Genomic DNA, 26,636 nt, shown 5'->3' on the forward strand with positions numbered 1-26,636 from the left:
TATGAATCAATACCTCCTTGTGGGTGAAAAAAACCGTCTTAAGATCAATCGCTATACGGACAATGGCGTTTACCTAATCTGTAAAGATGAGGATGAAGTCCTTCTTCCCAATCAATACGTCACTTTTGCGATGAAAGAGGGCGATGAAATCGACGTTTTTGTCTATTTTGACTCCGAAGATCGTATTGTGGCGAGTACCACGTTTCCCAAAGCCATGCTCGATGAATTTGCCTGTTTTGAAGTGGTCGATGTCACTCCTTTTGGCGCTTTTTTAGACTGGGGCTTGCCCAAAGATTTGCTCGTACCCAAAGCGCTTCAAAAGTTTCCATTTTACGTGGGGATGAAGGTGATCGTACAGGTCAGTTTGGATGATGAGACCGGACGTATTATTGGGACACAAAAGTACAACGACTTTTTGAAAAAAGATTTGAGCGCACTCAAACTCAAACAAGAGGTTAAACTCTTGGTGCGTGAAAAAACGCCTCTTGGCTTTAAAGTGATCGTAAACAACCTGTACGACGGGCTTATTTTTCACAGTGAAATTTTTGAAAACATCGAAGTGGGTGATGAAAAAGTAGGGTATATTAAAACCCTTCGCAAAGATGGAAAACTGGACATCATTTTACAACCCATTGGCGATAAAAGCGATGAAGTCGCTGCGGCTAAGATTGTTGAGATTTTAAGTGCAACGGGTGGGGCATGTGAGATGAATTACAAGAGCACACCTGAGCAGATTTCACAGCGTTTTGGGCTCAGCCGTAAGGCGTATAAACGTGCCCTCACCAAACTGATTGATGCGAAAAAACTCGAAGTGAACGATGAGGGAATGCGTCTTTTATGAGTCGTGTTGCTATCATCGGAGCGGGAGCCTCAGGTCTTGTATGTGCCATTGAAGCGGCGCGTAAAGGTCACCAAGTAACGCTCTTTGAAAAGAACAGCAAAGTCGGTCGCAAAATCCTTGCTACGGGCAATGGCAGATGCAATATCTCCAATGAAAAGATCAACATCACGCGTTACCATGGCGAATCACCGAGCTTTGCCAAAGAGGCACTCAGGCGTTTTGACACCTTTACATGTAAAGCGTATTTTCGCGCATTAGGACTGGAAATGCGTGAAGGCGAAGAGGGCAGACTTTACCCGATGAGCCATCAAGCGTCCAGTGTTGTCGATCTGCTCATCCACGAAGCGCGATCTTTACATGTAAACGTTTTGCTGGAAAGCGAAGTGACAAAAATCGAGAAAAAAGATGCGGAATTTATGTTACATGTAAACGCACAAACGCATATTTTTGATGCCTGTGTGATTGCCACAGGAAGTGTCGCAATGCCCACGCTTGGGAGTTCGGGGAGTGGGTACGACTTTGCGAAAAGCTTGGGTCACAGCGTCATCGAGCCGTATCCTTCGTTGGTTCAGTTGATCAGCGATGAGCCTTTTCTGAAAGAGGCGAGTGGCGTCAAGATGGATGCAGGGGTGGATCTTTACATCGACAATCAAAAATGCCAAAGTGTGCAGGGCGATCTGCTTTTTACCACGTATGGACTTTCCGGTTCGGCCATTTTAGAGGTCAGTCGCAAGGCGTCTAAAGCGTTTGTGGATGGCGAAACGGTGCATGTTGTCCTCGATCTTCTCCCCAATCTCAGTCGCGAAGCGCTCGCTTCACTGCTTCAAAAAAGGCTCTCTTTCGCCAAAGGGAAGTCACTCTCTTTGTGGCTAGAGGGAATCATTCCTAAAAAATTGGCACTTTTTATCCTTCAGCGTGAAAAACTCACTTCCCTAAAGGACGCATCATCGCTTGGTGCCAAAGAGATGAAAAAAATACTCTTTGCGTTGAAGTCGTTACGTTTACATGTAAAGGCAACCAAAGGGTTTGAAAGTGCCGAAGTGTGCGCAGGTGGTGTGGATGTAAGAGAACTAGACGCTAAGAATTTGATGTCAAAGAAGATTCCAAATCTCTATTTCTGTGGCGAAGTGTTGGACATTGATGGCGATTGTGGGGGCTTCAACCTTCATTTTGCATGGGCTTCGGGGTATCTTGTGGGGCAGAGTCTTTAGATTTTTTAATACACTATTATTTATACTCAATTGCAAAAAGTAGCTTCTTTTCTTCTTTGTCTCTTAAGGTATAGACAAGTACAATACAGCACTTAAAGTTACATTTTCATTATAATTAAAGTGAATCATTGCACTCACTATAGACAAAAGAGGTACTTTGTTTACATTGAAAGACGATCGTTTGAGCAAAATTAAAAATAGTATTCTTACTCGCGTCATTTTGTTTGCATTTATGATCATCATTATAGGGGGATTCACACGGTATTATCTCTCCTTTCAGACCATCCATACGCATCTTTTCAAAGTTCTTTCTATTCATCTAGAAGCACTTGCCGACGAGGGAGCTCAAGATGTCACGCATAACTTAGACGTTCGAAAAAGTTTTCTGACGAAACTCGCTTCTTTACTACCTCCTTCACTGCTCGAAGATCCAAAGGCACTCAAAAAATGGCTTACGGAGCGAGAAGAATTAAACCCCGTTTTTTCAGGTGCTTTGTTTGTTTTAAATAAAGAGGGGACGCTCATCGCTGGAAATGGTACTGAAATCAACGAAGGTGAAAAAGCTTATGCAGAGGACGATTTTTTTAAGCAGGCAATGACACAAGCGTTTGTCATTGGAACACCGATTGTGAGTACGATTTCAAAAGTGCCTGTTCTTCCGCTCTCTGTACCTATCAAGGATAATTTAGGAAATATATGTGCAATTATGGTGGGGATGACCAATTTTGATACCCCAGGTTTTTTTGACCGTGTTCTTAATGGTCATATTGGACTGACAGGTGGGTTTTTGCTGGTGGATGCAAAAAAACAAATTTTTATTGCTGCTACGCAAAAAGAACTCATACTAAAACCTACACCCAAACGAGGGAAAAACCTTTTACATGACAAGGCAATAGCAGGTTTTAGAGGGAGTGGAATCACGATTAATGCACATGGACTGGAAGAATTATCGGCAATGACATCTGTTCCAAACACAGATTGGTTTGTCGTTTCTCGTATTCAAACCAAAGAAGCTTTCGCTATGGAAGAAAATATTAAAACAACCCTTATTCAAGCACATGCAGCAAGTCTTATCATTGTCCCTAGCATACTTTTTGCATTTTTATTTTTCTTTTTTAGACCTTTGCGAACGTCTGCTTCTTTGGCTGATAAGATGTCGCTAGGAGAAGTACCTCTTAAACCATTGCCAATTAAACGAATGGATGAAGTTGGTTATTTAACCGCGGCCTTCAATCGACTGATGGCGATGCTGTTAGAGAGTCAAAAAGAGCTTAAAGAAATAGCGCACTATGACTATCTGACAAAGCTTCCCAATCGTTTTTTGATGGTTGATAGGTTGGAGCAAGCATTAGCACGATGTGCGAGAAATAATACACGATTAGCATTGCTTTTTATGGATTTAGATGGCTTTAAGGCGATCAATGACTCTTTGGGTCATAATGCAGGAGATGAAGCACTGATGGAAGTGGCAAAACGTTTTTCATCGCTGATACGCACGAGTGATACGTTGGCAAGAATTGGAGGCGATGAATTTGTGATTTTGCTGAGTGACCTTGATGGTGATCTATCTTGTGCAACGAGCGCTGCTAGTTTGGTGGTATCAAAGTGTACAGAAGCGTTAAAAGAGCCAGTCATACTAAAAGGGAATAGACGGTATTTGGGAGTCTCTATAGGTATGGCTATAGGCAATAAAGAGAGCTTGCTTGATGATTTAATGGTAGAGGCCGATACCAAAATGTACAAAACTAAAAATAGAACCAGCAATAACATAATGCCTTCTTCAGTTAACTTACCACCTTTACAATAAGAGGCTCTTTATCGTTTACATGTAAAGGTATGTGAGCAATAAAAAGAAAATTACTCTTTATGCTCTGGTTGTTGAAAAATCATGTAGATGACAAAGGCAAAAAAAGCAATGATAATGGCGGTAAAGAGTAATGAAAACGTTTTAACCACAACGTACGCGACAATCAAAATAGAAAGAAGCGTTGGAACTTCATTGTAGGCGCGAAAAAACTTGCCACTACGTTTGCATTCATCGTTCTCAAGTTGTACTCTAAAATACTCTAATGAAAATGAATACGCTGTCATTAGAGCGACCACAACAAGTTTTGCATACAGCCATTCGCCCGTTTCAAATAAAATAGGGTTCACTATAAGCATGGCGGCACCACTTAAAAGGGTTGCCCAAAAAGCAGGTAGACCGATGTATTTGTAGACTTTGTACTCTTGAATTTTGACGACTTCAACAAATTCACTCTTATGAGAGTGTTCCACATGGTAAACAAAAAGACGCGGGAGATAAAAAAGCATTGCCATCCATGACATAAACGCCATAACGTGAAAAGTTAAAATCCAACTATAATAAGCCATCTTCTGCTCCTGCAAAAATCTTGGTGCAATTATAGCAAGTCAACATGGTTTTTTGTAGGATTTTTAACAACACTCCATTTCGGCTTTTTCCATCAACTCGATGCCTTTTTCAAACGCATACTCTTCAAAAAGCGCTGAAAGATAAAAAACATGAGAGCAAATATGGTAAAGAATATCTTTTGAATCATGCTTGGCAAAAACAGCTTTATAATCTTTAGGAATGAGTGTTTCAAAACGAATCCATAAATCATTTTTTGCTTCAGGACGAAGCTCAAAAAGTTCGTACATGGCATCTAACACATGGGTTGCATTTTCGTAGCAGTCAATATTATGAAAGCTCACGTAACGATCGCGTACTTCTTCCATGATGTAGCCTTTTTAAAAGCTTTATGCATGTTGTGTTCCATAAGCTTACATCTTTTTAACATATGATATTTTTAATTTATTTATAAGTTTTAAATAAATCGCATATGGCGCATATTAAAAGAACAAAGAAGTTTGATTTTTAATGCAATGCCGCTTCTAAGCTCTGGTTTAAAAAGTCATCGACTGCTTTGGTATACATGACCTCTTCACCTAAAAGTTTGTTGATTTCTCGGTGGCTCATATTTTCTTTCAATAATAAGGTTTTTGTTCCCAATGTTGTCGCTTTGGTTAAAAATTTTTCAGCTTGTGGGCAAGAATCTTCACGTTTGGTCGAGCAAACGGCAAGAAGAGGCATCCGTTTTGTTGTAAGTTGATGGTACGGTGAGAGACTTTGCCAATAGACAGGGTTTGTTCCAAAAGCAGGGTCATACAAGCGCATATGTTTGGCACTCATAAGGGCTGGTGTGTCCATCACGGCACTGTCAAGAAAAACAGCAGCAATGGGAGGGGTAATCGAGTACGTAGGATATAAACTATTTGAAGAGGCAATAAGCGCGATGATATGCGCACCCGCCGAGTGTCCCATAACAATAAATTTAGTTTTATCTCCACCCCAAGAAGCACTTTGGGCTTGAGCAAATCCTAGTGCTTTAGCGACGTCATTGAGTTGCTCACTCACTGGCGCTTCGGGGAGAAGTTTATAATTGGTAGAGATAACAATGTAGCCTTTAGCAACCCAATAATTCACTTTGTTTTCCACTACATTTTGCATCTTCTTGTCGCCAATTTTCCATGCACCTCCGTGCACCATAAAGATAACTGGCGCAAGGGTTGAGGTGTTTACATGTAAAGGAGTATAGACATCGAAACGCTCTTTGGCATTGTTTCCATAACTGACATTGGCGATGAGCCGTATCTCTTTGGAAAAGCGAGCCTCTTTTTCCTCTTCGTCATCTCCTAATCCCAAATGATCGCGCAAAATACCAGCCTGTAAGCTTTGGAATACGACAAGAAAAAGAAGTATAAACCATACGTTTTTGATCATCGACAACTCCTTACAAATGAATTACATGTAAAATTAAAAGGCTCTTACATAGGAAGGCTCAATGAGTGCTTTTTTACCTTCTTCTTTAGCGGCATAAAAAACAAAATTAGGATTGCGTAACAGTTCTCTACCGTAAGCCACCAAATCACAAAAGCCTCCTTGCAAAAGCTTTTCTCCCTCTGCTGCGGTGGTAATGAGTCCCACAGCAATCGTCGGAATTCCTACGCTTTCACGAATGACTTTGGCATACGCAGCTTGGTAAAGTGGTACAAGTGGTACAAGTGGTGGCATGTTTTGCGCTTCATTATTACCGCCTGCTGAGACGTGAATCATCGCAACACCCATACTTTGAAGCTTTTTGGCAAGATAGATGCTTTCTTCAATATTCCAACCCTTTTCCATCCATTCATCGGCACTAATACGTACAAAGAGAGGTACTGTTTCCGTTGCATCCAAAATAGCTTGAGCAACTTCGATGACAAACGCACAACGGTTTTCCACACTGCCACCGTATTGGTCGGTGCGTTGATTGGTCAGAGGCGATAAAAATTCACAGAGCAAATAACCATGTGCAGCATGCAACTCAAGAAACTCATACCCAGCATAGGTGGCACGAAGGGCAGCTTGAACAAAATGTTTTTTAATCCCTTCTAGTTCTGCAAGACTGAGCTCATGTGGAAGCTTATAGCCATTGCTTTCACTAAATGCCAGTGGACTTGGTGCTACAGGCGTTGAAGAAGCACAAAGGCTTTTACGTCCTGCGTGAGCGAGTTGTATGCCCATTTTTGCACCGTATTCATGGCAGAGGTGAACCAGTTGTTGATGTCCTGGTACTTGGGCATCATCCCAAAGTCCTAGATCAGCTTCGCTGATTCTGCCACGGGCTTCGACTGCTGTGGCTTCAACGATAATCAATCCCACGCCTCCCATGGCGCGTGTCGTATAATGGACAAGATGAAAAGGGGTGACTTCTCCGTCACTTTCGGCTTTGTACATGCACATCGGTGGCATGACCACTCTGTTCTTAAGAAAAATTCCATTTTCTTCATACGGACTTAAAAGTAGGCTCACTATCACTCCTTTATTTGGTTGTCAAAAGTTCACTCTCTTGCCATCCACCACCGAGTGCTTTGAAAAGTTCTGCTTGTGAGGTTAGTAAGTATTGTTTGGTTGCAACAACATTTAAAGAAGCAGAAAGAACGCCTTTTTGGGCATCTAAGACTTCAAGTTGGTTAGCAACACCTTGATTGAATCGTTTGGTAGAGAGGTCTAGCACTTTTTGATAGGCTTTCAGCTCTTCTTCTTGGAAGGAAAGTCTACTTTGGGCTAAGTTCTCTTTTGCCAGTGCATCATGTACCTCTTTGTAAGCTTTCTTGACACTTTGTTCATAGCTTACAAGCGAAGATTGCAAATCGGTTTCGGAGATAGCAACACGTTGTTTAATACGCCCAAAATCAAAAATAGGTACGCTGAGGCTTGGTCCAAAGCTCCAGCGATTGGCCGTTGATTTAAGGATGTTGCTTAGATCATCACTCTCTTGACCGTAACCTCCTGTGAGACTAATGGTTGGAAAATAGGCGGCTTTTTCAACACCAATAAGTGCATTTTTACTTCTAAGATTTTCCAGTGCTTCTTGAATATCGGGGCGATTTTCCATCAGTGTGGAAGGTACGCCTGCAGGTATCGTGAGTGCATTGGGTAAGCTTGCTTCTGAGTTTTTATCTTCAAAAAGTGCTTGTGGGTTTTTGCCCAATAAAATCGTTAAAGCACTTTGTTGGAGTTTATAACTCTCCATTAAGCTGTTTTGAGAGGCTTTAACGTTGTTATATTGAGCAAGCGCTTGATTAGCCAAGACATCACTAATCGTTCCCACTTTTTGCTGTTTTGATCTAAATTCATAGCTCTCTTTATACGACTGTGCAGTTTTTTCTAAAATAGCCATACGCGCTTGGAGTGAAGCTAGGTTAAAATACGCACTGATTACATCGTGAATGAGTGCATTGCGAACGGTTTCGCGTGAAGCTTGTGTGGCTAAGTAAAGTGACCAGTTAGATTCGCTCTGATTAGAGAGTCGTCCCCAAAAATCAACTTCGTAAGCAAGCCCTAGCCCAAGTGTAAAGTCTGAGTACGTAGCTCCCTTACCTTTTGTGCTATAGGCTTCATTACTAGTTTTCATACGTGTATCACCCGCATTGGCACTGAGTGTTGGAAACTCATTGTCTGTGCTGAGCCCGTAAGCTTGGCGAGCTTTAATGACTTTTAAAGCGGAGAGTTTAAGATCATCACTGCCGAGAAGTGCTTCATCCACAAGAGCATTGAGTTTCGCATCATTAAATTGTTTCCACCACTCTTTGTTTACATGTAAAGCTTCTTGCGTCGTTTGGGGAAGATCCACTTTCGGAACATTCAGCTCAGGAGAGAGTGAACATCCACCCAAAAAGAGGATCGTGACAAAGGATAAAAGGGTAATACTACGAGTCATGAATGACTCCTTTTTGAATCAATTTTCTCTTTAGTCTTCATAATGAGGTAGAAAAAGAGCGGTACAAAGAAAGTACCGATCAAGGTCAATGTAATCATACCACCCACAACGGTTGTTCCAATAATATGGCGGCTATTGGCTCCCGCACCTGTGCTTAAGGCAAGGGGGAGTGTTCCTGCAATAAAAGCAAAAGAAGTCATAACGATCGGTCGGAAACGAATACGTGCACCTTCAATCGTTGCATCTAAGAGATTATAGCCTTCATGCATTTTTTGTATTGCAAATTCAACCATCAAAATGGCATTTTTAGACGATAATCCAACCAGCGTTACAAGACCGACTTGGAAGTAAATATCGTTTTGTAAATCTCTAAAATAGACTGCAAGGGCAGCACCAAAGAGTGCAAAGGGAACAGCAAGTACAATGGCAAACGGAATCGTCCAGCTTTCATAAAGGGCAGCCAAAATTAAGAAAACAAAGATGATGGCATAAATAAAGGCAGTATTTCCACTTTTTTCAAGCTGTTTCTCTTGGTAGGATGTTCCTGCCCATGCAATGGTATAGCCATTAGGCAGAACCTCTTTTGCCACCTCTTCAATAATGCGTAATGCATCACCTGAACTGTATCCAGGGGCAGGTTGACCTGAAATTTGTGCGGCTTGAAACATGTTGAATTTTTGGACAACCGATGGACCTACAATGCGTTTAATACTTGCCAATGAACTAATTGGGACGAGTCTTCCTTCACTGGATTTGACAAAAATATCATTGTAGTTTTCGGTGCCTTCTCGAAAGGTGCTTTCCGATTGAACATTGACATGATAGGTTCGACCAAAGAGGTTAAAGTCGTTGGTATAGGTATTACCAAACGTTGCTTGAATCGTTGTAAAAATATCAGCGACATCCACCCCTAAAGATTTAGCTTTTTCATTATCAACATTGATAAGAAATTGCGGTACATTGGTATTGAGTGTTGTACGCATGGCCGCAAGTTCTTTACGAGCACTTGCTTTTTCAATGATCGTTTTCACGTAACTATCGAGCACTTGGATATCAGAGCCTGTACGATCTTGAATGTACATTTCAAAGCCACCCGTGGTACTCATACCCATAATAGGAGGGGGTGTCACAGGAATGAGCATTGCCTCTTTATTTTGAAAAAGCCCCATCATCATTTGACCAGCGATGGCTTGGGATGTTTGATCCGCACGAGGACGTTGATCCCAATCTTTGAGACGTACAAAGCTAATACCTGCATCGGTTTTATACGCGCCGGTAATGAAGTCAATTCCCGACATTGCGCCAACACGTTCCACATTGGGATTTGTAAATGCAAAATTACTGACCTCTTGGCTAACCTTTTGAGTACGACCTAAAGAAGCACCTGGCATAAGGTTGTTGATGACTAAGATAATCCCTTTATCTTCGTTAGGAACTAACCCTGTTGGAATACGTGTTGTAATCAGGTAGATTGCAAAAATCATTACACCAAAAACAGCCACATTCATGATGCCAAAGCGAATGGTTTTACGTACACCTGTGGAAAAAAGTTTTGTGCCTACTTCAAAAAGTGCATTAAATTTTTGGATGAGCCAAAAAGGTTCACTCTCATGTTTACGCAATAAAAGAGCACATAAAGCCGGTGTTAGTGTCAATGCCACGATACCCGAAATGGTAACAGAGATAATAACGGTCATCGCAAATTGCTTGTACATCATGCCACTAAATCCACCCATAAAGGCAGCAGGAATAAAAACGGCACACAGAACCATTACGATGGCGATAACAGGATTGGTGATCTCACGCATTGCTTTAATGGTTGCATCTTTAACGCTTAAATCTTCTTCATCCCTTAAAATTCTCTCGACATTTTCGATAACAACAATCGCATCATCAACAACCAAACCAATCGCTAAGGTTAGACCAAAGAGTGTTAACAGGTTGATTGAAAAGCCTGCGGCATAAAAGCCTGCAAAGGTTCCAACGATGGAAACTGGAATGGCAAGGACAGGGATAAACGTTGCTCGAAGATTTCCTAAAAAGAGGTAGATGATACCTACAACGAGGGCAATGGAAAGAAGTAGGGTAAAAATAACCTCATGGATGGATTCTCTTACAAAGGTGGTAGGATCATACGCCGTATTGATTTGAAGATCCGCTGGAAAATTGGTTGAAATTTCAGCCAGTTTTTTATCGAGCAGATCAGAGACTTCCAATGCATTTGCGCCTGAGGCTAAAAAGATACCTATAGGAATCATTAGACATCTTGCAAAACTCAAATAAAAGGCACTAAAAATGCTTGGCAAGAGGCATGAAAAAATATGAACAAATGCAAAAGCATAAACCCAAAGATTTTAAGCGCCATATTGGCGTTAATGAAGAGACATTTAACGCAATGATAGAGGTGTTTAGGCAATACGATGAGAATCGTAAAAAAGGATTAGGTGTAGGAGGGAGGAGATCTCTTTCACCAGAAAATAAAGTACTTTTGATGCTTGGCTATTATCGTGAGTATCGCACCCTTGAACATATTGGATTTGATTATGGTGTGAGTGAATCAACGGCTTCAAGGATTGTATGTGAAGTAGAAGAAGTGTTGATTAAGTCTGGTAGATTTTCATTGCCAAGCAAGAGAGAACTCTATAAAAGTGATGTTGCCCTCTCTTTTGTTGTCATTGATGCGACAGAAACGCCTTGTCAAAGACCCAAAAAAAGCAAAGAGAGTACTACTCAGGTAAGCAAAAGCGTCATACCCTTAAAGGACAGATTGTGATTGATAAAGAGGAGAGGATTATGTGTGTGCATACCGCTAAAGGTACGACACATGATTTTAGACTGTTTCAAGAATCTAATCTCCCCTTGATGCCCAAGACCTGTGTTTATGTTGATTTGGGATATCTGGGTATTGCCAAAGAACATAGCCATTGTCAAATTCCCCATAAAGCCTCCAAACTTCATCCTTTGAGTGAGGAGCAAAAAGAGGAAAACAGACAAAAAGCAAGTGCTAGAATATGTGTTGAACATGTGAATGCTAAAATCAAAACATTTCAGATACTCACCCAAAAATACAGAAACAGAAGAAAACGATTCAATCTACGCTTTAATTTGATATGTGGATTAATCAACTTTGACCGTGGTTTTGCTGTGGAATACAAATGAGTTTTGCAAGATGTCTATTGGATTATTGTTGTAGATACCACCAAAATAGTAAGCTTCAACACCCAATTCAACACGGGCAACATCTTTGAGTTTTAACGATGAGCCATCCGCATTAGACTTAAGGATAATATTTTCAAATTCGGTTGCATTTTTAAGTCTGCCATCGGTTTTGACAGTATAGGTAAACGTAGGCTCTTTCTCCATCGGTTCTTGTCCGATTTGACCTGCGGCATACTGTTCATTTTGACTTTTAATGGCATTGACAACTTCGGCAGTTGTGAGCTCATAGGTAGCCAATTTATCAGGGTTAATCCAAGCGCGAATCGAATAGTTTTTATTACCAAAGATACTCACATCACCAACCCCTGGAATTCGCTTAAGGTCATCGACAATATTGACCAGTGCGTAATTGGAGATAAAGGTTGTGTCATGAACATTCCCTTTAGACGTAAGTGCCAAAACTTTCAAAATATCAGGTGATCGCTCTCTGGTTGAAACACCTTGTCTTCGTACCGCTTCAGGAAGTTTATTGGTCGCAATTTGAACGCGGTTGTTGACATCGACTTTGGCTTGGGCAACATCAGTTCCAATTTGAAAATAGACGCTAATGCTCACACTACCACTTGGCGATGCTGTTGTGGTCATATAGAGCATATTTGGAACGCCGTTGATTTCCTCTTCCAAAGGAGCAGCAACGGTGGTCGCTAAGGTTTGCGCATCAGCTCCTGGGTAGGTTGCAGAGACGATGATCTGTGGCGGAGCGATGCTAGGGTACTCTTGCACCGGCAAAGACTTAATCGCAATAATACCTGCCAATATAATTACAATCGAAACAACGGTTGCAAAAATAGGGCGATTGATAAAGAACTTTGAGAACATTATTTTGCCTCTTCGTTAGTCACTTTATCCACTTTGACAGGGGCTCCAGCTTTAATTCTGAAGAAATTATTAACGATGACAACATCGCCAGCTTTGAGTCCACTTTCGATAACGTAGTCATTTTCGCTCGCTTCACCCATTTTGACAGGTTTAACAACAGCTTTACCATCTTCCACGACAAAAACAATGGTGCCAAGAGGATTTTGAAGCACCGCTTTTTGAGGTACTTTAATAACGTTATTACGCGTCAAACCTATAAGATTGACTTTCACAAATTGGTTAGGTAAAAGCTCTTTATCGACATTTTTAAAGGTAGCACGAGCTTTGAGTGAGCCTGTTTTGGCGTTGAGTGAACTGTCTAAAAAATCTACCACACCGATCTCTTTAAATTTGGCATCGCCAACTTGTAAAGAAGCTTTGAGTTTACCTTCTGTTGGATTTGACCATTTACCATTTTTGATGTTGTACTTTTGTTTCATGATATCAATATCAGGGATGGAAAATTCTACATGTAAAGGATTGATCTGTGTAATATCCACAAGTGCTGTTCCATCGGTTACAAGGGAACCAACATCGACTTGTTTCAGTCCTGTCATACCACTCATGGTTGCTTTAATGGTCGTGCGGTCTAAATTGATGGTGGCATTTTGTAAAGCAGCTTTGGCACTGGCTAAACTGGCTTTTGCCCCTTCATATGCCCAATATGCGGTATCTTTTTCTTGTTCGCTGGAAGCTCCAGAATCGTAAAGCGCACGAATTCGCTCCCAATCTTTCCCTGCTTTTTGCATTTGAACATCCAAGGCATTGACATTGGCTTTAGCAAGATTGAGCGCTGCTTCATAGGTGTCAGGTTCAATTTTGTAAAGCACATCACCTTCTTTAACAAAATCACCTTCATTAAAGAATTTTTTGAGCAAAATGCCGTTGGCACGTGCCTTAATTGTGACACTTTGAGAACTGAGTGTTTTACCAGGATATTGAAGTGTTAATGCTTCTTCTTTAGCCGAAGCAATTTTAAATACATCAACTGCTGGAGCAGGGGCATTCGTGGCAGCAGCTGCAGGTTGCTTCTTTGCTTCCTCTGCATAGCTTTGCGTTCCAAGAGCTAGACACGTGACGAGAAGAAAAATCTTTTTATTAAGTAAGAACATCCGCATTCCTTGTGTGATTATAATAAGACTATTTTAACATATCGCTGTTAATAATATGTAAATAATAAAATTTGCGATCATGCTTTAATAAACTTTAAATGCAACACCCTTTATAATCAAGCAAAAGATGATGTTAAGGATATGTCAATGCAAACCTTAGGCGATGAAATTTTACTGGATGAAACGTCTTTATTGGTTTCCGAAACGGATGCAAAAGGCGTTATTGTTTATGCGGATGAGACTTTTGCCAAATTTTCTGGGTATACCTTAGAAGAGTTAATTGGACAGCCTCATAATATGATTCGTCATCCTGATATGCCCAAAGCGGCATTTAAAGAGCTTTGGGAGACCATTAAGCATGGCAATACATGGCAAGGATTTGTCAAAAATAGCACTAAAAATGGAAAGTATTATTGGGTTTATGCAACTATCTTTCCTTTTGGAAAAGATCATTATCTCTCTGTTCGTAAAATGGCAAGTCGAGATGAGGTGGAAAAATATTCAAAACTTTATGCTGCAATGCGCGCAAGTGAGGGAAAATAATGAAACATTTATCCATACAATTTAAAGTGACCTTACTTCTTGTCATCTCTTTGGTAATGACGGCAGTTGTCTCGACAATAGTTGTCGCTTTTTTAATGAAAAGTGATGCTTCAGAGCGACTGGATAGTGTTCGTGCAGTCATGACACGAGAGAAGGTCGAAGCACTCTCCGATAAAGTTAAGATTGCGTATCACGTGGTGAATTCGTTTTATGAGGCATTGCAAAATGATCCCGAGAAAAATGACCCTGTCGTGGTGAGTGCTTATCAAGAAAAAGCAAAAATTGCAATCAAAAAACTGCGCTTTGGCGAAGATGGTTACTTTTGGATTAATGATTTTACTCCTAAAATGATCATGCACCCCATCAAATCTTCCTTAGATGGATCTGATTTGAGTGGTTCAAAAGACCCTAAAGGGAAGTTTTTATTTAAAGAAATGGTTGAAGTTGTCACTAAAAATGGTAAGGGTGTCGTGCATTATTTATGGGAAAAACCTGGTTTTACAACACCGCAGGCGAAAATCTCTTTTGTGGAAGGGTTTAAACCGTGGGGGTGGATTATAGGAACAGGTGTTTATGCCGACGATATTGACGCTCTGGTTGTTAAAGAGAAGCAAAAATTGGATGATGCATTGCTCTCTTTAATCCTGCGTAACAGCATTATTCTCTTAATTGTTGTCATACTTTTCTCTTTTGTCTCACGCTATTTGAGCCAAAAACTCATTGGTCGCAGAATGGCAGCATTGAAACGGTATGTAGAAGATTTTGGACTGTATGTGACCAACAAAAAGAATCTTGTTGATGAACGTTTGGATGACCATGCCGATGATGAAATAGGCTCAACGGTGAGCGTCATTGATAAAACGTTTAAAGATTTTGAGAAATTACATCTGGATGATATTCGTGTTGTGGGTGAAGTGCTCATTATCTGTTCTAAAATGTCCAATGGCTATATGAACAATAAAACTTCTTTTATCTCTTCTAACTTCTTAACCAATCGACTCTCGTATGAAATTGATGCGATGATTGCTAAGGTCAATGAAGTGATGCAAGCAACACTCTCATCTTTGAATAATTTTCAAAAAGGTGACTTTAGCAAGCCTATTCCTATCGCAACGAATGGGGAGCTTAAAGAGTTGGTTGAGGGTGTGAATGCGCTTGGCAGTGCTCTTTCTAAAATGATTCGTGAAAATGCAGAACAGAGTGCACAACTTCATGAAAATGCTAACCAACTAGCAAGTTCTGTGGCGACAATCAAAAATGAACCACTCAGCGATCTCAACCGAATTGTTAAAAAGACAACGGCATCAATGCATGAAATGGGCTTGGTTCAACAACACCTTGCCGAAACCCTCAGTACCCTGACTCAAAATGCGAAAGAGGCCAATGACATCTTAAATATGATTGGAGATATAGCCGATCAAACCAATCTTTTAGCGCTGAATGCCGCCATTGAAGCAGCACGTGCTGGGGAGCATGGTCGTGGTTTTGCTGTTGTGGCCGATAACATTCGCGAACTTGCCGATAAAACAAGTCACTCACTCACCCAAATTCAAGCAACCATCGGTGTAATCGTAGGCGGTATTGTTGATAGCTCGGCTAAAATGAGCACAAATGCTAAAGAGATGAATAGCTTGACGGGCGATGTGGAAGAGATTCAAGAAAAGACCAGTGATATTTTAAATATCATGAGTAAACTAGGCTAAATCACGTTACATGTAAAGTACGTTATCTTTACATGTAACCCCTCTTTTTGTTCTCGCCTTCATTTTTTGCCATATTTCCCGATTTAGGTATGGGGCAAATAAAATGAAGGAGATGGACATGAGCACCATCAACACATCTTACACCAATCAAGTTCTGGTAGATCAAAATCAAAATACCTCCAGTAACAGTTCTACCTCTTCAACTAAAACGGAAGAGACAGTATCAAGTGTGACAGAAACTTCGAGTAGTACACCTGTTGATAGCGTTGAAATTTCGGATGAAGCAAAAGCTTTGGCTGCTAGTAGCACAACCAGTGCTAGCTCAAGTAGCAGTGATACCTCTTCATCATCGACATCAACGAGTAGTCAAAGTAGTGGTTCAAGCAGTGCACAAAGCGGGGGCGCAAGTGCAGCTTCGGGAGCCAGTGGTTCGTCATCAACAACGAGTAGTGCAACAATAGATGCACAGATCAAAGCACTTGAAAAGAAAATTGCTGCACTTGAAAAAGAGATCGTGGCACAGCAAAAAACAGCTAAAAATGATGAACAAAGTGCTAAAGATCTTCAAGCAAAAGAGGCTCTATTAGCGTCTTATCAAGCACAATTGGCTGAACTTGAAACGGAAGCTGCTAAATCAGCATCTGCCTAAATAACCTATTTGGCTTGGGCAAAAGCTTTACATGTAACGTTTACATGTAAAGCTTTTTAGGCAACTCTTACACCCTCTTAAGTCCTCATGCGCTACAATAAATACTAATGAAAAAACTAATTATTGATGAGAAACCATGAGCGACATACCGTACACCCATTTACATTTACATACCGAATATTCACTCCTTGATGGCGCCAATAAAATAGGCAAGCTGGTCAAAAAACTGAAATCCCAAGGCGTGACTTCTGTGGCGATCACCGATCATGGAAACATGTTTGGCGCGATTGATTTTTACAAAACGATGCGCAAAGAGGGCATCAAGCCCATCATCGGCATGGAAGCGTACATCCACAACCAAGAGGACATTGGCGATAAAACCACGAAACAGCGTTTTCACCTCTGTTTGTACGCTAAAAATGAGGTCGGCTATAAAAACTTGATGTACCTAGCGTCGATGAGCTATATCAAAGGTTTTTACTATTATCCACGTATCAATAAACAGATGTTGCGCGAACACGCGGAAGGGCTGGTGTGCTCGGGTGCATGTCTGCAAGGTGAAGTCAACTGGCATCTCAATCTCAACAACAAACGCAATGTCCAATTTGGCGCGAAAGGGTATGAACGTGCTAAAGAGGTAGCGCTTGAGTACAAAGAAATTTTTGGTGAGGACTTTTACTTAGAGCTAATGCGTCATGGCATTACCGATCAACACTTCATCGACGATGATATTTTGCGCATCTCCAAAGAGACGGGCATAAAAGTCATCGCCACCAACGATACCCACTACCTAGAGCAAGACAATGCCGAAGCGCACGAGGCATTTATGTGTATTGCGATGAACAAAGAGTTTGATGACCCGAATCGTCTGCGTCACTCCGTGCATGAGTTTTATCTCAAATCGCCCTCTCAAATGAGCGACCTTTTTGCGGATATTCCTGAAGCGATTTCCAATACGCAAGAGATTGTGGAGAAGTGCAATTTGGAGATTAAACTGGGCGATCCAACCCCTCCTAAATTTAAATTTACCAAAGAGTATGCCGCCAAAGAGGGGCTTAGCTTTGAGAGCGATGACGAGTTTTTTGCGTACCACAGTCGTAAAGGACTCGAAAAGCGTCTTTTAAATGTTGATGTCAGTAAGCATGAAGAGTATCGCGCCAGACTGGAACGGGAAATTGACATTATCTGCAAGATGAAATTCCCTGGTTATATGCTCATCGTTTGGGATTTTATCCGTGAAGCCAAAGAGCGCGGTGTTCCTGTGGGACCAGGCCGTGGTTCAGCAGCAGGTAGTTTGGTCGCATTTTCGCTTTTTATCACTGACATTGACCCGATGCCCTATAACCTGCTCTTCGAGAGGTTCTTGAATCCTGAACGTATTAGTATGCCCGATATTGATATTGACTTTTGCCAGAGTCGTCGTGGTGAAATCATTGATTACGTTGTCGAAAAATACGGACGTTACAATGTGGCACAAGTCATTACCTTTGGTAAGCTGTTAGCCAAAGGTGTCATTCGTGATGTTGCGCGCGTTCTCGCCATTCCTTATGCCGAAGCCGATGCAATGGCAAAACTGATCCCCGATGAACTGGGCATCACACTTAATGGTGTGGGTGTTGAGGGAGAAGAAGGGTACAAACCAGGCGCCTTTCAAAAAGAGCCAAAACTTCGTGAACTCATTGAAAGCAGTCCGAAGATGCAACGCGTGTGGAAGTTTGCGTTAGCACTTGAAGGACTGAACCGCAACTCAGGCATGCATGCCGCGGGTGTGGTTATTAGCGATGAAGAGTTGTGGCACAAAACACCGCTTTACCAACCTTCTGGCGAAGATCACTTAGTGACGCAGTATTCACTCAACTATCTTGAAGATGTGGACTTAATCAAGTTCGACTTCTTGGGTCTGAAGACCCTCACGGTGATTGATAATGCGCTTAAGCTCATTAAACTTCGTTATCAAAAAGAGATTGATTTTACGACCATTGATATGAATGATCCGAAGGTGTATGAGCTGATTCAAAGTGGCGAAACGGTGGGATTGTTCCAAATCGAGTCAAGCGGTATGCAGTCTTTGAATGAACGCCTCAAACCGACCAACTTTGAAGACCTGATCGCCGTACTCGCGCTTTACCGTCCAGGTCCGATGGAATCAGGCATGCTCGATGACTTTATCGAACGTAAAAACGGTCTCAAAGAAATCAGTTATTTTTTTGACGAGTTTACGAAGCCTCTTCGCCCGATTTTAGAGCCAACGTATGGGGTTATTGTTTACCAAGAACAGGTTATGCAGATCGTTCAAGCGATTGGTGGTTTTAGCCTTGGCGAAGCGGATTTGATTCGTCGTGCGATGGGTAAGAAAAAGATCGACTACATGAAACAAAAAGCCGAAGAGTTCGCGCAAGGTGCGGTCAACCAAGGCTTAGATCGTGCCCATGCGATTGAGCTCTTTGGCTTAATTGAGAAGTTTGCGGGATATGGTTTTAACAAATCGCACTCCGCGGCCTATGCGATGGTTACATTTGAAACGGCGTATTTGAAATGCTACTATCCACAAGAGTTTATGGCAGCGCTTCTTACTTCAGAGCAAGACAATACCGATAAAATTGTTAAGTACATCGATGAGGTCAAACGTCTGGGATTGAAGCTTTTACCACCATCCATTCAGCACAGTTTGATCGAATTTAGTGCGATCACCGATACCGATGGACAAGAGGCGATTCTCTTTGGCATGGGTGCGATCAAAGGTGTAGGCAATGCGGCGATCAGCAAGATTTTAGAAGCGAGAGAGGGCGCACTTTTTGCGGATATGAGTGATTTTATCTCCCGAATTGATAGCTCCAAGGTCAATAAAAAAGTGTTAGAATCGTTTATCAAATCAGGTAGTTTTGATGACTTTGGCTACTCCAGACGTGCGTTACTTGAAAATATTGATAGCATCATTGAAGCGAGTGCGGAGTGCAGCCGTGCCAAAAAAATGGCGGAGTATTCGCTCTTTGGTGATGCCGAAGAGATGATGACGGTACAAGTGAGCATTGAAAATATCCCTGAATTTGATAACAAACGCATGCTTGAACTGGAAAAAGAGACGATTGGTTTTTACATCTCAGGGCATCCTTTGGACGCATTTAGAGCGGAAATTGATGAAATGAATTACACGCTTTCCAGCGAGCGCGATCAGGTTGAAGATGGAAGTAAAGCCCTTTTTATTGGAAAAGTGGAAGGCATTACGGAAAAAATTAGCAAAAAAGGCAACAAGTTTGGCATCATCTCGCTCATGGATTTTCATGGTTCAATGGAATTAACCGTTTTTGAAAAACAGCTGGAATTACTCTCCCGAATGGATTTGGAAAAACCACTCTGCTTTAAAGTTGACGTGAGCAACGATGGGCAGAATACCAAAATGCGTGTCATGAAAATCATGGAGCTTGGTGAAGCGAAAAAAGAGAAGATTGAAACCAAAGTCATTGAAGTGCCCCAAGAGCCCAAAGTGCTTCTGCTTGATCTGAGTGATGATACGAGTAAGCTGGAATTTTTATACCAAATTGTGCGCCAAAATGGAGGGCGTAGACCGCTTCATCTCGTTATCACCTCAAAATTGCAAGATGTCGTGATCGAGACAGGCTTTTGTGTCGATGATAGTATTGATGAACAGATCGCAGCACTTGAGTATGTTAAGGTCGTCTAACCTTTACATGTAAAGAGGCTTTTAATAGCCTCTTTAGCGCGGAATTCGAATTTCAAAGCCTTTTGGATCGTCTAGAAGATTGATTCTTCCATTGTGCGCTTGAATAATCTGCAACGAAAGCGCAAGCCCAAGTCCATTGCCTTTGGTTTTGGTTGTTTTAAACGGTTCAAAGAGGATATTTTTATTTTCGATGGCCTTGCCATCATCCTTTACATGTAAAAGCACAAACTCACAATCTTGCACGTAAGAAATGCTCACATTCCCGCTCTCATTTTCACACTCTTCAATCGCGTCAATCGCATTAAAAATAAAATTCTGAAGTACCAAATTGAGCAGCTCAAAATCGGCTTTAATCTCAACGTGAGGCAGATCAAAATGAAACGAAACCTCCTTGGTGTAGGAGTAGTGTGATATGGCTTGTTCACACTCTTTGATAAGGCGGTCAAGGTAGAAGTAACTTGGGTTGATTTGAACATTTTTGGTAAAAAGAAGGGTTGCTTTAATGATGCGTTCCACTCGCCAAATGGCCTTTTTAATTTCAGTGACGAGAGGTTTGACACTAGGATCTACTTTTTTGAGTAATGTAGAGGCAAGCAAAGAGACGGAGCCTATGGGGTTGCGAATTTCATGAGAAAGATGTGCCGCAACTTGTCCCATGGAAACAAGGCGTTCTTGGCGTTTACCTTCCGTAATATCTGTAGCGGTAATGATTTTTTTATCGCTTTTTGTGACGCTTTTAACCAGATAAGAGCGTCCTTCAAAATCAACTTCGCTCTCTTCTTCAATACGCAATCCTTCCAAAATAGCTTCCATTTTTTTAGCTTCGCTATTTTGCAAAAAAATGGCACCATCTTCATCAAAAACCCACAAAGCATTCGGTTGTACTTCAATGATCTGACGAATAAAATCTTGAAGGGAGGTGTAGGAAACGCCCAGCTTTTTATACTCATCTTCAATGACATACGTTTGGTTAATCAGGTCTGCTAACCCTTGTTTAAAGAGCTCTTTTTCTTTAGCACTGAGGCTGTTGAGTAAATTTTCATCAATCATTTATGATTCCCATCATCGCATAAGAAGTTTATTAAGGGTATAATACCCGAAAATTTTTGGATAAAGTCGTGCAAGCAATACGCAAAAATATTATTAAAGATAAAAATCTTCTCTATTTTGACTACACAGCATCTGGTCAGGCCTATAAGCCGATTGAAAAACAGATACAAGCCATCTTGAAAACCTATGCCAATACCCACTCAGAAGTTGCTTCGAGTGCCATTCAAACAAGCAAATATTATGCCAAGGCACGGAGTGATCTTAAGACCGCTTTGGAAATTGATGAGAGTTTTTATGTGTTTCCCTGTGGAAGTGGAGCTACGGGTGCAATTAAAAAATTTCAAGAGCTCATTGGCATTTATATTCCTCCTCGCACACTTAAACGTTTTACATGTAAACCTGAAAAACTACCCCTTGTCTTTGTGGGACCATATGAACACCACTCCAATGAACTGAGCTTTCGTGAAGGGTTATGTGACGTGATACGCGTACCTCTCGATCAAGATGAAAAAATTGATATGGACTTTTTGAAACGTAATCTTGAAGCCAATAAAGAGCGTGAAATTATCGCCTCTTTTTCAGTTGCTTCCAATGTCACAGGCATTGTGAGTGATTATAAAAGCATCTATCAACTGATCAAACAGTATAACGGTATTTTGTGCCTTGATGCCGCCGCCGCATCTCCTTACATCAACGTTGACTGCCATTACTATGATGCTTTATTCCTCTCTCCTCACAAACTTTTGGGAGGCGTGGGTGCTTGCGGTATTTTGGTGATGAAGAAAGAACTTTGTACGGAAACAACACCGACATTTGCTGGCGGTGGTACGGTGGGTTATGTTTCTCGTACATCTCACACGTATTTAAGTGATATTGAATTGATTGAGGATGCTGGAACGCCTGCTATTTTACAGTTTATACGTGCTTCTTTAGCGTATAACCTTCGAAATGAAATCGGCTTAGAAAAGATTCATGAAAAGGAAGAAGAGCTCAAGTTTTATTTTGGTTCTAGGCTTCGAGTAATTGAAGGGGTTAAGCTTTATTGTAAATATTCACAAGATAAACTTCCCATCTTTTCATTGAACTTTGAAGGCATCAATCCGTACGATATTTCGCAGTATCTCTCCGATGAATTTGGTATTCAAACCAGAGCAGGATGTAGTTGTGCAGGACCTTATGGGCACGATCTTTTGCATCTCGTGGATGGGCAAAGTTTTGATGAAAAACCGGGTTGGTTACGTATCTCTATCCATTATACCCATACTAAAAAAGAGATAGATCAATTGCTTTATGCGATTGAAAAGGCTGTCAAAGCATTACGTAAAAAAGATACTTTTTCAAAGGTTTAGGTTAGGATTGTTTCCAGTAAAGGGGCGATGAGCACATTGAAAATACCTGTTAAGACCATAACCAATGCTGCGATAGTTCCAACTTCATTGTCTAACTCATACGCTTTATTAGAACCCACAACGTGCGCCGCTAAACCAAATGAGGCACCACGCGACATCTTCGATTTTAGGGGCAACCAATAGAGTAATAATTGCCCAAACGATGCACCAAAAATTCCCGTAAGTATGACAAAAATAGCCGTTAATTCTGGCGTACCACCAATCTCGCCTGAAATCACCATAGCAAAAGGTGTGCTAATGGAGCGAGGTAAAAGGCTTAATCGAAGCGTACTATCAATACCCACAGCCGAAGCTAAAAACCACGCAGACGCAATGGAAAGAATCGAACCAAAAACAACGCCAATACTCAGTGTTCGCCAGTATAAAATCATAATGTGTTTACGCCTATAGATAGGAACAGCAAACGCAACGGTGGCAGGTCCCAGCAATGCAATTAGCCAGTGTGTGCCACTGATATAGACATTGTAATTGGTATGTGACACAATCGTTATGATGATTAGGAGTATTGGAGTAATAATAATAGGAGCCGTCCACCAACGTTTATAACGGCGGTGAAAATATTTAGAGAGCCAATAGAGTCCTATAGTGACAATAGACCATAAAAGTGTCACTTCTGCTGCCATGACAAGAGAACGGTAGGTAAAAAATGTATCAAAATTCATTGTAGATTCTCATCTTTGGTATGTTTTTCTAGTTTATAAAAACTAAAATCGACGATAAAAGCGGTGCCAATAATCACGATGATGGTTCCTATAATAATAATGGCTAAGATTTTTAACCCTGTCCAACCAAAAAATTCTTGGTGGTTTAGGACCGCCGGCACTGCCGGTATAAAAAAAAGAAGCATTTCAGCTAAAAACCACTCTGCACCAAGAGCTAAAGAGCGAATGCTCAGAATATTAAATTGTAGAAGCAACAGTACGAAGAGTAATCCTATAACGCCACCGGGAATGGGTATGTGGAAAAGAAGAGAGATCTCTTCGGCAAAAAACCAAAGAGCACAGATAAGGACTATTTGGAGGATACGACTTTTGTGAAATTTACGTTTAAAAAGAATTAAAAGTTTTTTAAAAGTATGTGGTAGCATGATAAACTTTTCTAATAGGGATGTTCATATGAATTTAGATAATGAGAAAGTTTTTGGAATTTAGTATCAACTCGCATGAAAGGGTAATACTGAATTCAAAGGAGACTTCATCAATAACCATAAATTTAATTGAGTGGAATTATACACAAAAATAAAAATAAAATACGTTAAACACGTATAAGAGCTTTACATGTAACCCTAAAATGAGATTTCCATCACTCTAAATCTTATAGACATCTTTTTCTTTTTTTCTCCTTTTATAGCTTTTAGTAAAAATTAATATTGTAAGCACTAGAATAAGCTCTTGCACTTTTTTTAGGCAAGAGAAAAAAAGTGTTTCCCCGTTTACAAAGGATGACAATATATGACGTTAAAAGAACGTATTAAAAATGAGATGATGGTTATAAAGGCACTCGGTGTTGTTTACGGCGATATTGGGACAAGTCCTATCTATACCTTGGCAGTTATTTTTCTTATTGTTCCGCCAACAGTCGTTAGTATATATGGTATTTTGTCATTTGTCTTTTGGGCATTAACTATTCTTGTTACCATTCAATATGCATGGTTAGCTACGAGCTTAAGTGCAAAAGGAGAAGGTGGTACTGTTGTTCTCATTCAAATGTTAACACCGCATCTTAAAAGTGCAAAGATGGTCTCTATAGTATCCGTCTTAGGATTTTTAGGGCTTTCCTTGATGATTGGCGATGGTGTTATTACTCCTGCTATTAGTATTCTGAGTGCGGTAGAAGGTATTCTCCTTATTCCACAATACGAAGAGCTTCCTCAAATTGTACTTTTAATCTTAGCGACACTGATTGCATTTGCCCTTTTTGTTGTTCAAAAGAGAGGTGTTGAAAAAGTCGCTTCTACCTTTGGTCCCATAATGGTCATTTGGTTTTTATGTTTAGGTGGCGTTGGATTTTGGTATGTGAGTCAAGATTTTTCTATTTTAAATGCAATTAATCCGATGTATGCGATTAATTTTGCACTGGCAAATCCTGTTATTACCTTTATTATTCTTGCAGATATTATTCTTGCAACCACTGGTGGCGAGGCGTTGTATGCTGATATGGGCCATTTAGGGCGATTGCCTATTCTTAAGGGGTGGGTTTTTGCTTTTATCGCATTAATTTTAAGCTATTATGGACAAGGAGCATTTTTGCTAACGCATCCTGAGTCTGTTGGAAGCCCGTTATTTGAAATGATGCGAGAGTTTGCACCTTTTTTATATGTCCCTTTTCTTATCCTAACAATTATAGCAACCATTATCGCTTCGCAAGCAATGATCAGTGGAATTTTTTCCGTGCTTTATCAAGCTATGACAACACGTATTTTCCCCCATTTTCGTGTTGAATACACATCACATGAGTTACGTTCGCAAATTTATGTAGGATCTATTAACTGGTTTTTATTTGTCTGTGTCATTATTATGCTTTTTGTCTTTAAAGAGTCTGCAAAGCTTGCCGCTGCATATGGTTTAGCTGTTGCGGGAGCGATGAGCATTACCGGTGTTTTAATGACAATGATTTTTGCCTACCGCAGAGAGTGGATCAAAATGAGTTTTGCCACTTTTTCAGGGATGGTTAGTTTTGTTTTCTTCTTATCGTGTCTTCTAAAAATTCCTCATGGTGGTTTCTGGTCTCTCTTAATTGCAGCAGTTCCACTAGGCTTTATTATTCTTTATACGCAAGGACAAGAACGCCTTTACTCTTCATTTCACTCGGTAGATAAGGAAAATTTCTTACAAGCATACAATGCACATTATGCACAAGAGTCTCATATTGAAGGTACTGCTCTTTTCTTTGCACGTAAGGCCGAAAATATCCCTGCTTATATCCCTAAAACAATGTTCCAAAACGGCATTATTTATGAGAGAAATGTGATTGTGAAGGTTAAACCGACGAATGAGCCTTTGGGCATTACGAATGAGTTTAAATCCTTGGCAGAGGGACTTGATCTTCTTGTGATTCATGTTGGGTACATGGAGGTTTTCAATATGGAAGAGAGCCTTAAAAAACAGGATATTCATGAACGAACCATTTTTTACGGCGATGAAGAAATTGTCTCAAAACATTTTTCATGGAAACTTTATGCACTGATTAAAGATATGTCTCCAAGTTTCGTAAGCTTTTACAATTTCCCTCAAGAAAAACTCATCGGTGTTTCACGTCGTATTGAAATCTAGCTGACATGTAGGTAGTGTATATTGATAAGGCGTTGGAAGGGAATTGCTTTCTTCTAACGTTATGCTCTTAGCAGCGTTGGAATTTCCTCTGATCATCTATGCGGTTAGTGATGTGTACGAAAGTCAATTTGAAGAATGCTAGTGAAAGTTGATAGTTGTTATGAAAACACCGAAAAGGTGCCAAAAGAGTTACTTTCGGCTACCTGTTTCGCTGTATTGTTTCATGCTTTCAAAGAAAGTATCACGTAAGGTATTTGTATAAGCCGTAGCTCTTTTGGCATCGGTGATGGTAATCAATGCTTCATTACCAAATTTATCACTTACTTTAGAAAGATCATATGTTAATTTTGATTTATCATTGAGTTTGGTTAGTGCTTTGAAAAATGCCTCATCCAACTCTTTATTTTTAAGTTTATCATTTTGGTAGAGATAAAGTGCAACACGGTAAACTTCGTCTTTATCGGTACTATAAACTTCAACGTATTCAATAGCATTGTCCAGAAGCTTGACATTGAAATAGTTTTGATCCTTCGTTACACAGGAAAACTCTGTACATTTAAAACCATTGGCTTCTAGGAAAGTTTTATCTTTACCAATAAGATCATCTAAAAAACCTGCAAAGAGAGAGATATGTGAAGCGATTGCGAGAAAAAGAAGTGCTTTTTTCATAACATTTACCTTTTTGTATCAAATTAAAAGTAATCAAAACCAAGAAGCAAGTGGTGGGTCCTGAGTGGCTCGAACACTCGACCACCCCGTTATGAGCGGGGTGCTCTAACCAACTGAGCTAAGGACCCATTTTAAAGAGTGAAATTGTATCT

General features: G+C 40.6%; 23 protein-coding genes, 1 tRNA gene and 1 pseudogene. 12 read left to right on the top strand and 13 right to left on the bottom strand.

Going from position 1 to position 26,636, the window contains the following annotated elements; genetic code table 11:
• Position 1 precedes the first annotated feature (1 nt).
• The 3 genes from FA584_RS03610 to FA584_RS14770 all read left to right on the top strand — a co-directional run bounded on the left by FA584_RS03610 (position 2) and on the right by FA584_RS14770 (position 3,859).
• Positions 2-841, top strand: coding sequence for a CvfB family protein (locus tag FA584_RS03610; RefSeq protein ID WP_167750245.1), 840 nt, complete (start codon positions 2-4; stop codon positions 839-841).
• A complete protein-coding gene (locus tag FA584_RS03615) occupies positions 838-2,052 on the top strand; it encodes a BaiN/RdsA family NAD(P)/FAD-dependent oxidoreductase (protein WP_167750246.1) in 1,215 nt (404 codons plus the stop codon). Before FA584_RS03610 ends, FA584_RS03615 begins: the two co-directional genes overlap by 4 nt.
• A 157-nt stretch (positions 2,053-2,209) precedes the next feature.
• Positions 2,210-3,859 (top strand): diguanylate cyclase domain-containing protein, encoded by a 1,650-nt coding sequence (locus FA584_RS14770; RefSeq protein WP_167750247.1) that lies wholly within the window; start codon positions 2,210-2,212, stop codon positions 3,857-3,859.
• Positions 3,860-3,909: 50 nt separating this feature from the next.
• Here FA584_RS14770 and hemJ read toward each other — a convergent pair whose 3' ends face one another.
• The 6 genes from hemJ to FA584_RS03650 form a co-directional block, all read right to left on the bottom strand.
• Entirely contained in the window at positions 3,910-4,425 is a 516-nt protein-coding gene (hemJ, locus tag FA584_RS03625) for a protoporphyrinogen oxidase HemJ (RefSeq protein WP_096046011.1), read from the bottom strand.
• Positions 4,426-4,488: 63 nt separating this feature from the next.
• Positions 4,489-4,791, bottom strand: a complete 303-nt coding sequence (cowN, locus tag FA584_RS03630; protein ID WP_096046012.1) for a N(2)-fixation sustaining protein CowN — start codon at positions 4,789-4,791, stop codon at positions 4,489-4,491.
• A gap of 139 nt (positions 4,792-4,930) precedes the next feature.
• Positions 4,931-5,836, bottom strand: a complete 906-nt coding sequence (locus FA584_RS03635; protein WP_167750248.1) for an alpha/beta hydrolase — start codon at positions 5,834-5,836, stop codon at positions 4,931-4,933.
• Positions 5,837-5,869: 33 nt separating this feature from the next.
• Positions 5,870-6,910, bottom strand: coding sequence for an NADH:flavin oxidoreductase/NADH oxidase (locus FA584_RS03640; RefSeq protein ID WP_167750691.1), 1,041 nt, complete (start codon positions 6,908-6,910; stop codon positions 5,870-5,872).
• Positions 6,911-6,917: 7 nt separating this feature from the next.
• Complete coding sequence (locus FA584_RS03645; protein WP_167750249.1) at positions 6,918-8,318, bottom strand: efflux transporter outer membrane subunit; 1,401 nt, start codon at positions 8,316-8,318, stop codon at positions 6,918-6,920.
• Positions 8,315-10,576, bottom strand: coding sequence for an efflux RND transporter permease subunit (locus FA584_RS03650; protein ID WP_167750250.1), 2,262 nt, complete (start codon positions 10,574-10,576; stop codon positions 8,315-8,317). The genes FA584_RS03645 and FA584_RS03650 overlap by 4 nt, the downstream gene beginning before the upstream one ends.
• Positions 10,577-10,629: 53 nt before the next feature.
• On the opposite strand from FA584_RS03650, the gene FA584_RS03655 reads away from it, so the two are divergent.
• Both FA584_RS03655 and FA584_RS03660 read left to right on the top strand, forming a co-directional pair.
• Complete coding sequence (locus FA584_RS03655) at positions 10,630-11,091, top strand: transposase family protein (protein ID WP_025343414.1); 462 nt, start codon at positions 10,630-10,632, stop codon at positions 11,089-11,091.
• Positions 11,013-11,477 carry a transposase family protein gene (locus tag FA584_RS03660; protein ID WP_084613060.1) on the top strand — a complete coding sequence of 155 codons (465 nt, stop codon included), beginning with the start codon at positions 11,013-11,015 and terminating at the stop codon, positions 11,475-11,477. Before FA584_RS03655 ends, FA584_RS03660 begins: the two co-directional genes overlap by 79 nt.
• Here FA584_RS03660 and FA584_RS03665 read toward each other — a convergent pair.
• Together FA584_RS03665 and FA584_RS03670 are read right to left on the bottom strand one after the other, a co-directional pair.
• Entirely contained in the window at positions 11,436-12,356 is a 921-nt protein-coding gene (locus FA584_RS03665; RefSeq protein WP_167750251.1) for an efflux RND transporter permease subunit, read from the bottom strand. The genes FA584_RS03660 and FA584_RS03665 overlap by 42 nt on opposite strands.
• A complete protein-coding gene (locus tag FA584_RS03670) occupies positions 12,356-13,507 on the bottom strand; it encodes an efflux RND transporter periplasmic adaptor subunit (RefSeq protein ID WP_161491979.1) in 1,152 nt (383 codons plus the stop codon). Before FA584_RS03670 ends, FA584_RS03665 begins: the two co-directional genes overlap by 1 nt.
• A gap of 147 nt (positions 13,508-13,654) precedes the next feature.
• On the opposite strand from FA584_RS03670, the gene FA584_RS03675 reads away from it, so the two are divergent.
• The 5 genes and pseudogenes from FA584_RS03675 to dnaE all read left to right on the top strand — a co-directional run bounded on the left by FA584_RS03675 (position 13,655) and on the right by dnaE (position 20,084).
• Entirely contained in the window at positions 13,655-14,050 is a 396-nt protein-coding gene (locus FA584_RS03675) for a PAS domain-containing protein (RefSeq protein ID WP_087437957.1), read from the top strand.
• Between the two features lie 140 nt (positions 14,051-14,190).
• A pseudogene (locus FA584_RS14870) lies at positions 14,191-14,595 on the top strand (cache domain-containing protein); the annotation flags it as partial.
• A gap of 771 nt (positions 14,596-15,366) precedes the next feature.
• Positions 15,367-15,753, top strand: coding sequence for a methyl-accepting chemotaxis protein (locus tag FA584_RS14875; protein WP_228448201.1), 387 nt, complete (start codon positions 15,367-15,369; stop codon positions 15,751-15,753).
• Positions 15,754-15,871: 118 nt separating this feature from the next.
• The gene (locus tag FA584_RS03685) at positions 15,872-16,402 is read left to right on the top strand and encodes a hypothetical protein (RefSeq protein WP_167750253.1); all 531 of its coding nucleotides are present in this window, start codon (positions 15,872-15,874) and stop codon (positions 16,400-16,402) included.
• A 136-nt stretch (positions 16,403-16,538) separates the two neighbouring features.
• Complete coding sequence (dnaE, locus tag FA584_RS03690; protein ID WP_167750254.1) at positions 16,539-20,084, top strand: DNA polymerase III subunit alpha; 3,546 nt, start codon at positions 16,539-16,541, stop codon at positions 20,082-20,084.
• Positions 20,085-20,117: 33 nt separating this feature from the next.
• Here the strand turns inward: dnaE and FA584_RS03695 are convergent, their stop codons facing one another.
• On the bottom strand, positions 20,118-21,134 hold the full coding sequence (locus FA584_RS03695; RefSeq protein WP_167750255.1) for a sensor histidine kinase: 1,017 nt from the start codon (positions 21,132-21,134) through the stop codon (positions 20,118-20,120).
• 68 nt (positions 21,135-21,202) lie between these two features.
• Here FA584_RS03695 and FA584_RS03700 point away from each other — a divergent pair, with 68 nt between their 5' ends.
• A complete protein-coding gene (locus FA584_RS03700) occupies positions 21,203-22,483 on the top strand; it encodes an aminotransferase class V-fold PLP-dependent enzyme (RefSeq protein ID WP_167750256.1) in 1,281 nt (426 codons plus the stop codon).
• Here the strand turns inward: FA584_RS03700 and FA584_RS03705 are convergent.
• Together FA584_RS03705 and FA584_RS03710 are read right to left on the bottom strand one after the other, a co-directional pair.
• On the bottom strand, positions 22,480-23,205 hold the full coding sequence (locus FA584_RS03705) for an LrgB family protein (RefSeq protein ID WP_087437962.1): 726 nt from the start codon (positions 23,203-23,205) through the stop codon (positions 22,480-22,482). The genes FA584_RS03700 and FA584_RS03705 overlap by 4 nt on opposite strands.
• Positions 23,202-23,630 carry a CidA/LrgA family protein gene (locus FA584_RS03710; protein ID WP_087437963.1) on the bottom strand — a complete coding sequence of 143 codons (429 nt, stop codon included), beginning with the start codon at positions 23,628-23,630 and terminating at the stop codon, positions 23,202-23,204. Before FA584_RS03710 ends, FA584_RS03705 begins: the two co-directional genes overlap by 4 nt.
• 364 nt (positions 23,631-23,994) lie before the next feature.
• On the opposite strand from FA584_RS03710, the gene FA584_RS03715 reads away from it, so the two are divergent.
• Complete coding sequence (locus FA584_RS03715) at positions 23,995-25,815, top strand: KUP/HAK/KT family potassium transporter (protein ID WP_087437964.1); 1,821 nt, start codon at positions 23,995-23,997, stop codon at positions 25,813-25,815.
• A 189-nt stretch (positions 25,816-26,004) separates the two neighbouring features.
• Here FA584_RS03715 and FA584_RS03720 read toward each other — a convergent pair whose 3' ends face one another.
• Both FA584_RS03720 and FA584_RS03725 read right to left on the bottom strand, forming a co-directional pair.
• Entirely contained in the window at positions 26,005-26,484 is a 480-nt protein-coding gene (locus FA584_RS03720; protein ID WP_087437965.1) for a hypothetical protein, read from the bottom strand.
• A gap of 51 nt (positions 26,485-26,535) precedes the next feature.
• Positions 26,536-26,612: transfer RNA gene (locus FA584_RS03725), tRNA-Ile, on the bottom strand.
• Positions 26,613-26,636 lie beyond the last annotated feature (24 nt).

Source organism: Sulfurospirillum diekertiae, from assembly GCF_011769985.2.
GTDB classification, from domain to species: Bacteria; Campylobacterota; Campylobacteria; order Campylobacterales; family Sulfurospirillaceae; genus Sulfurospirillum; species Sulfurospirillum diekertiae.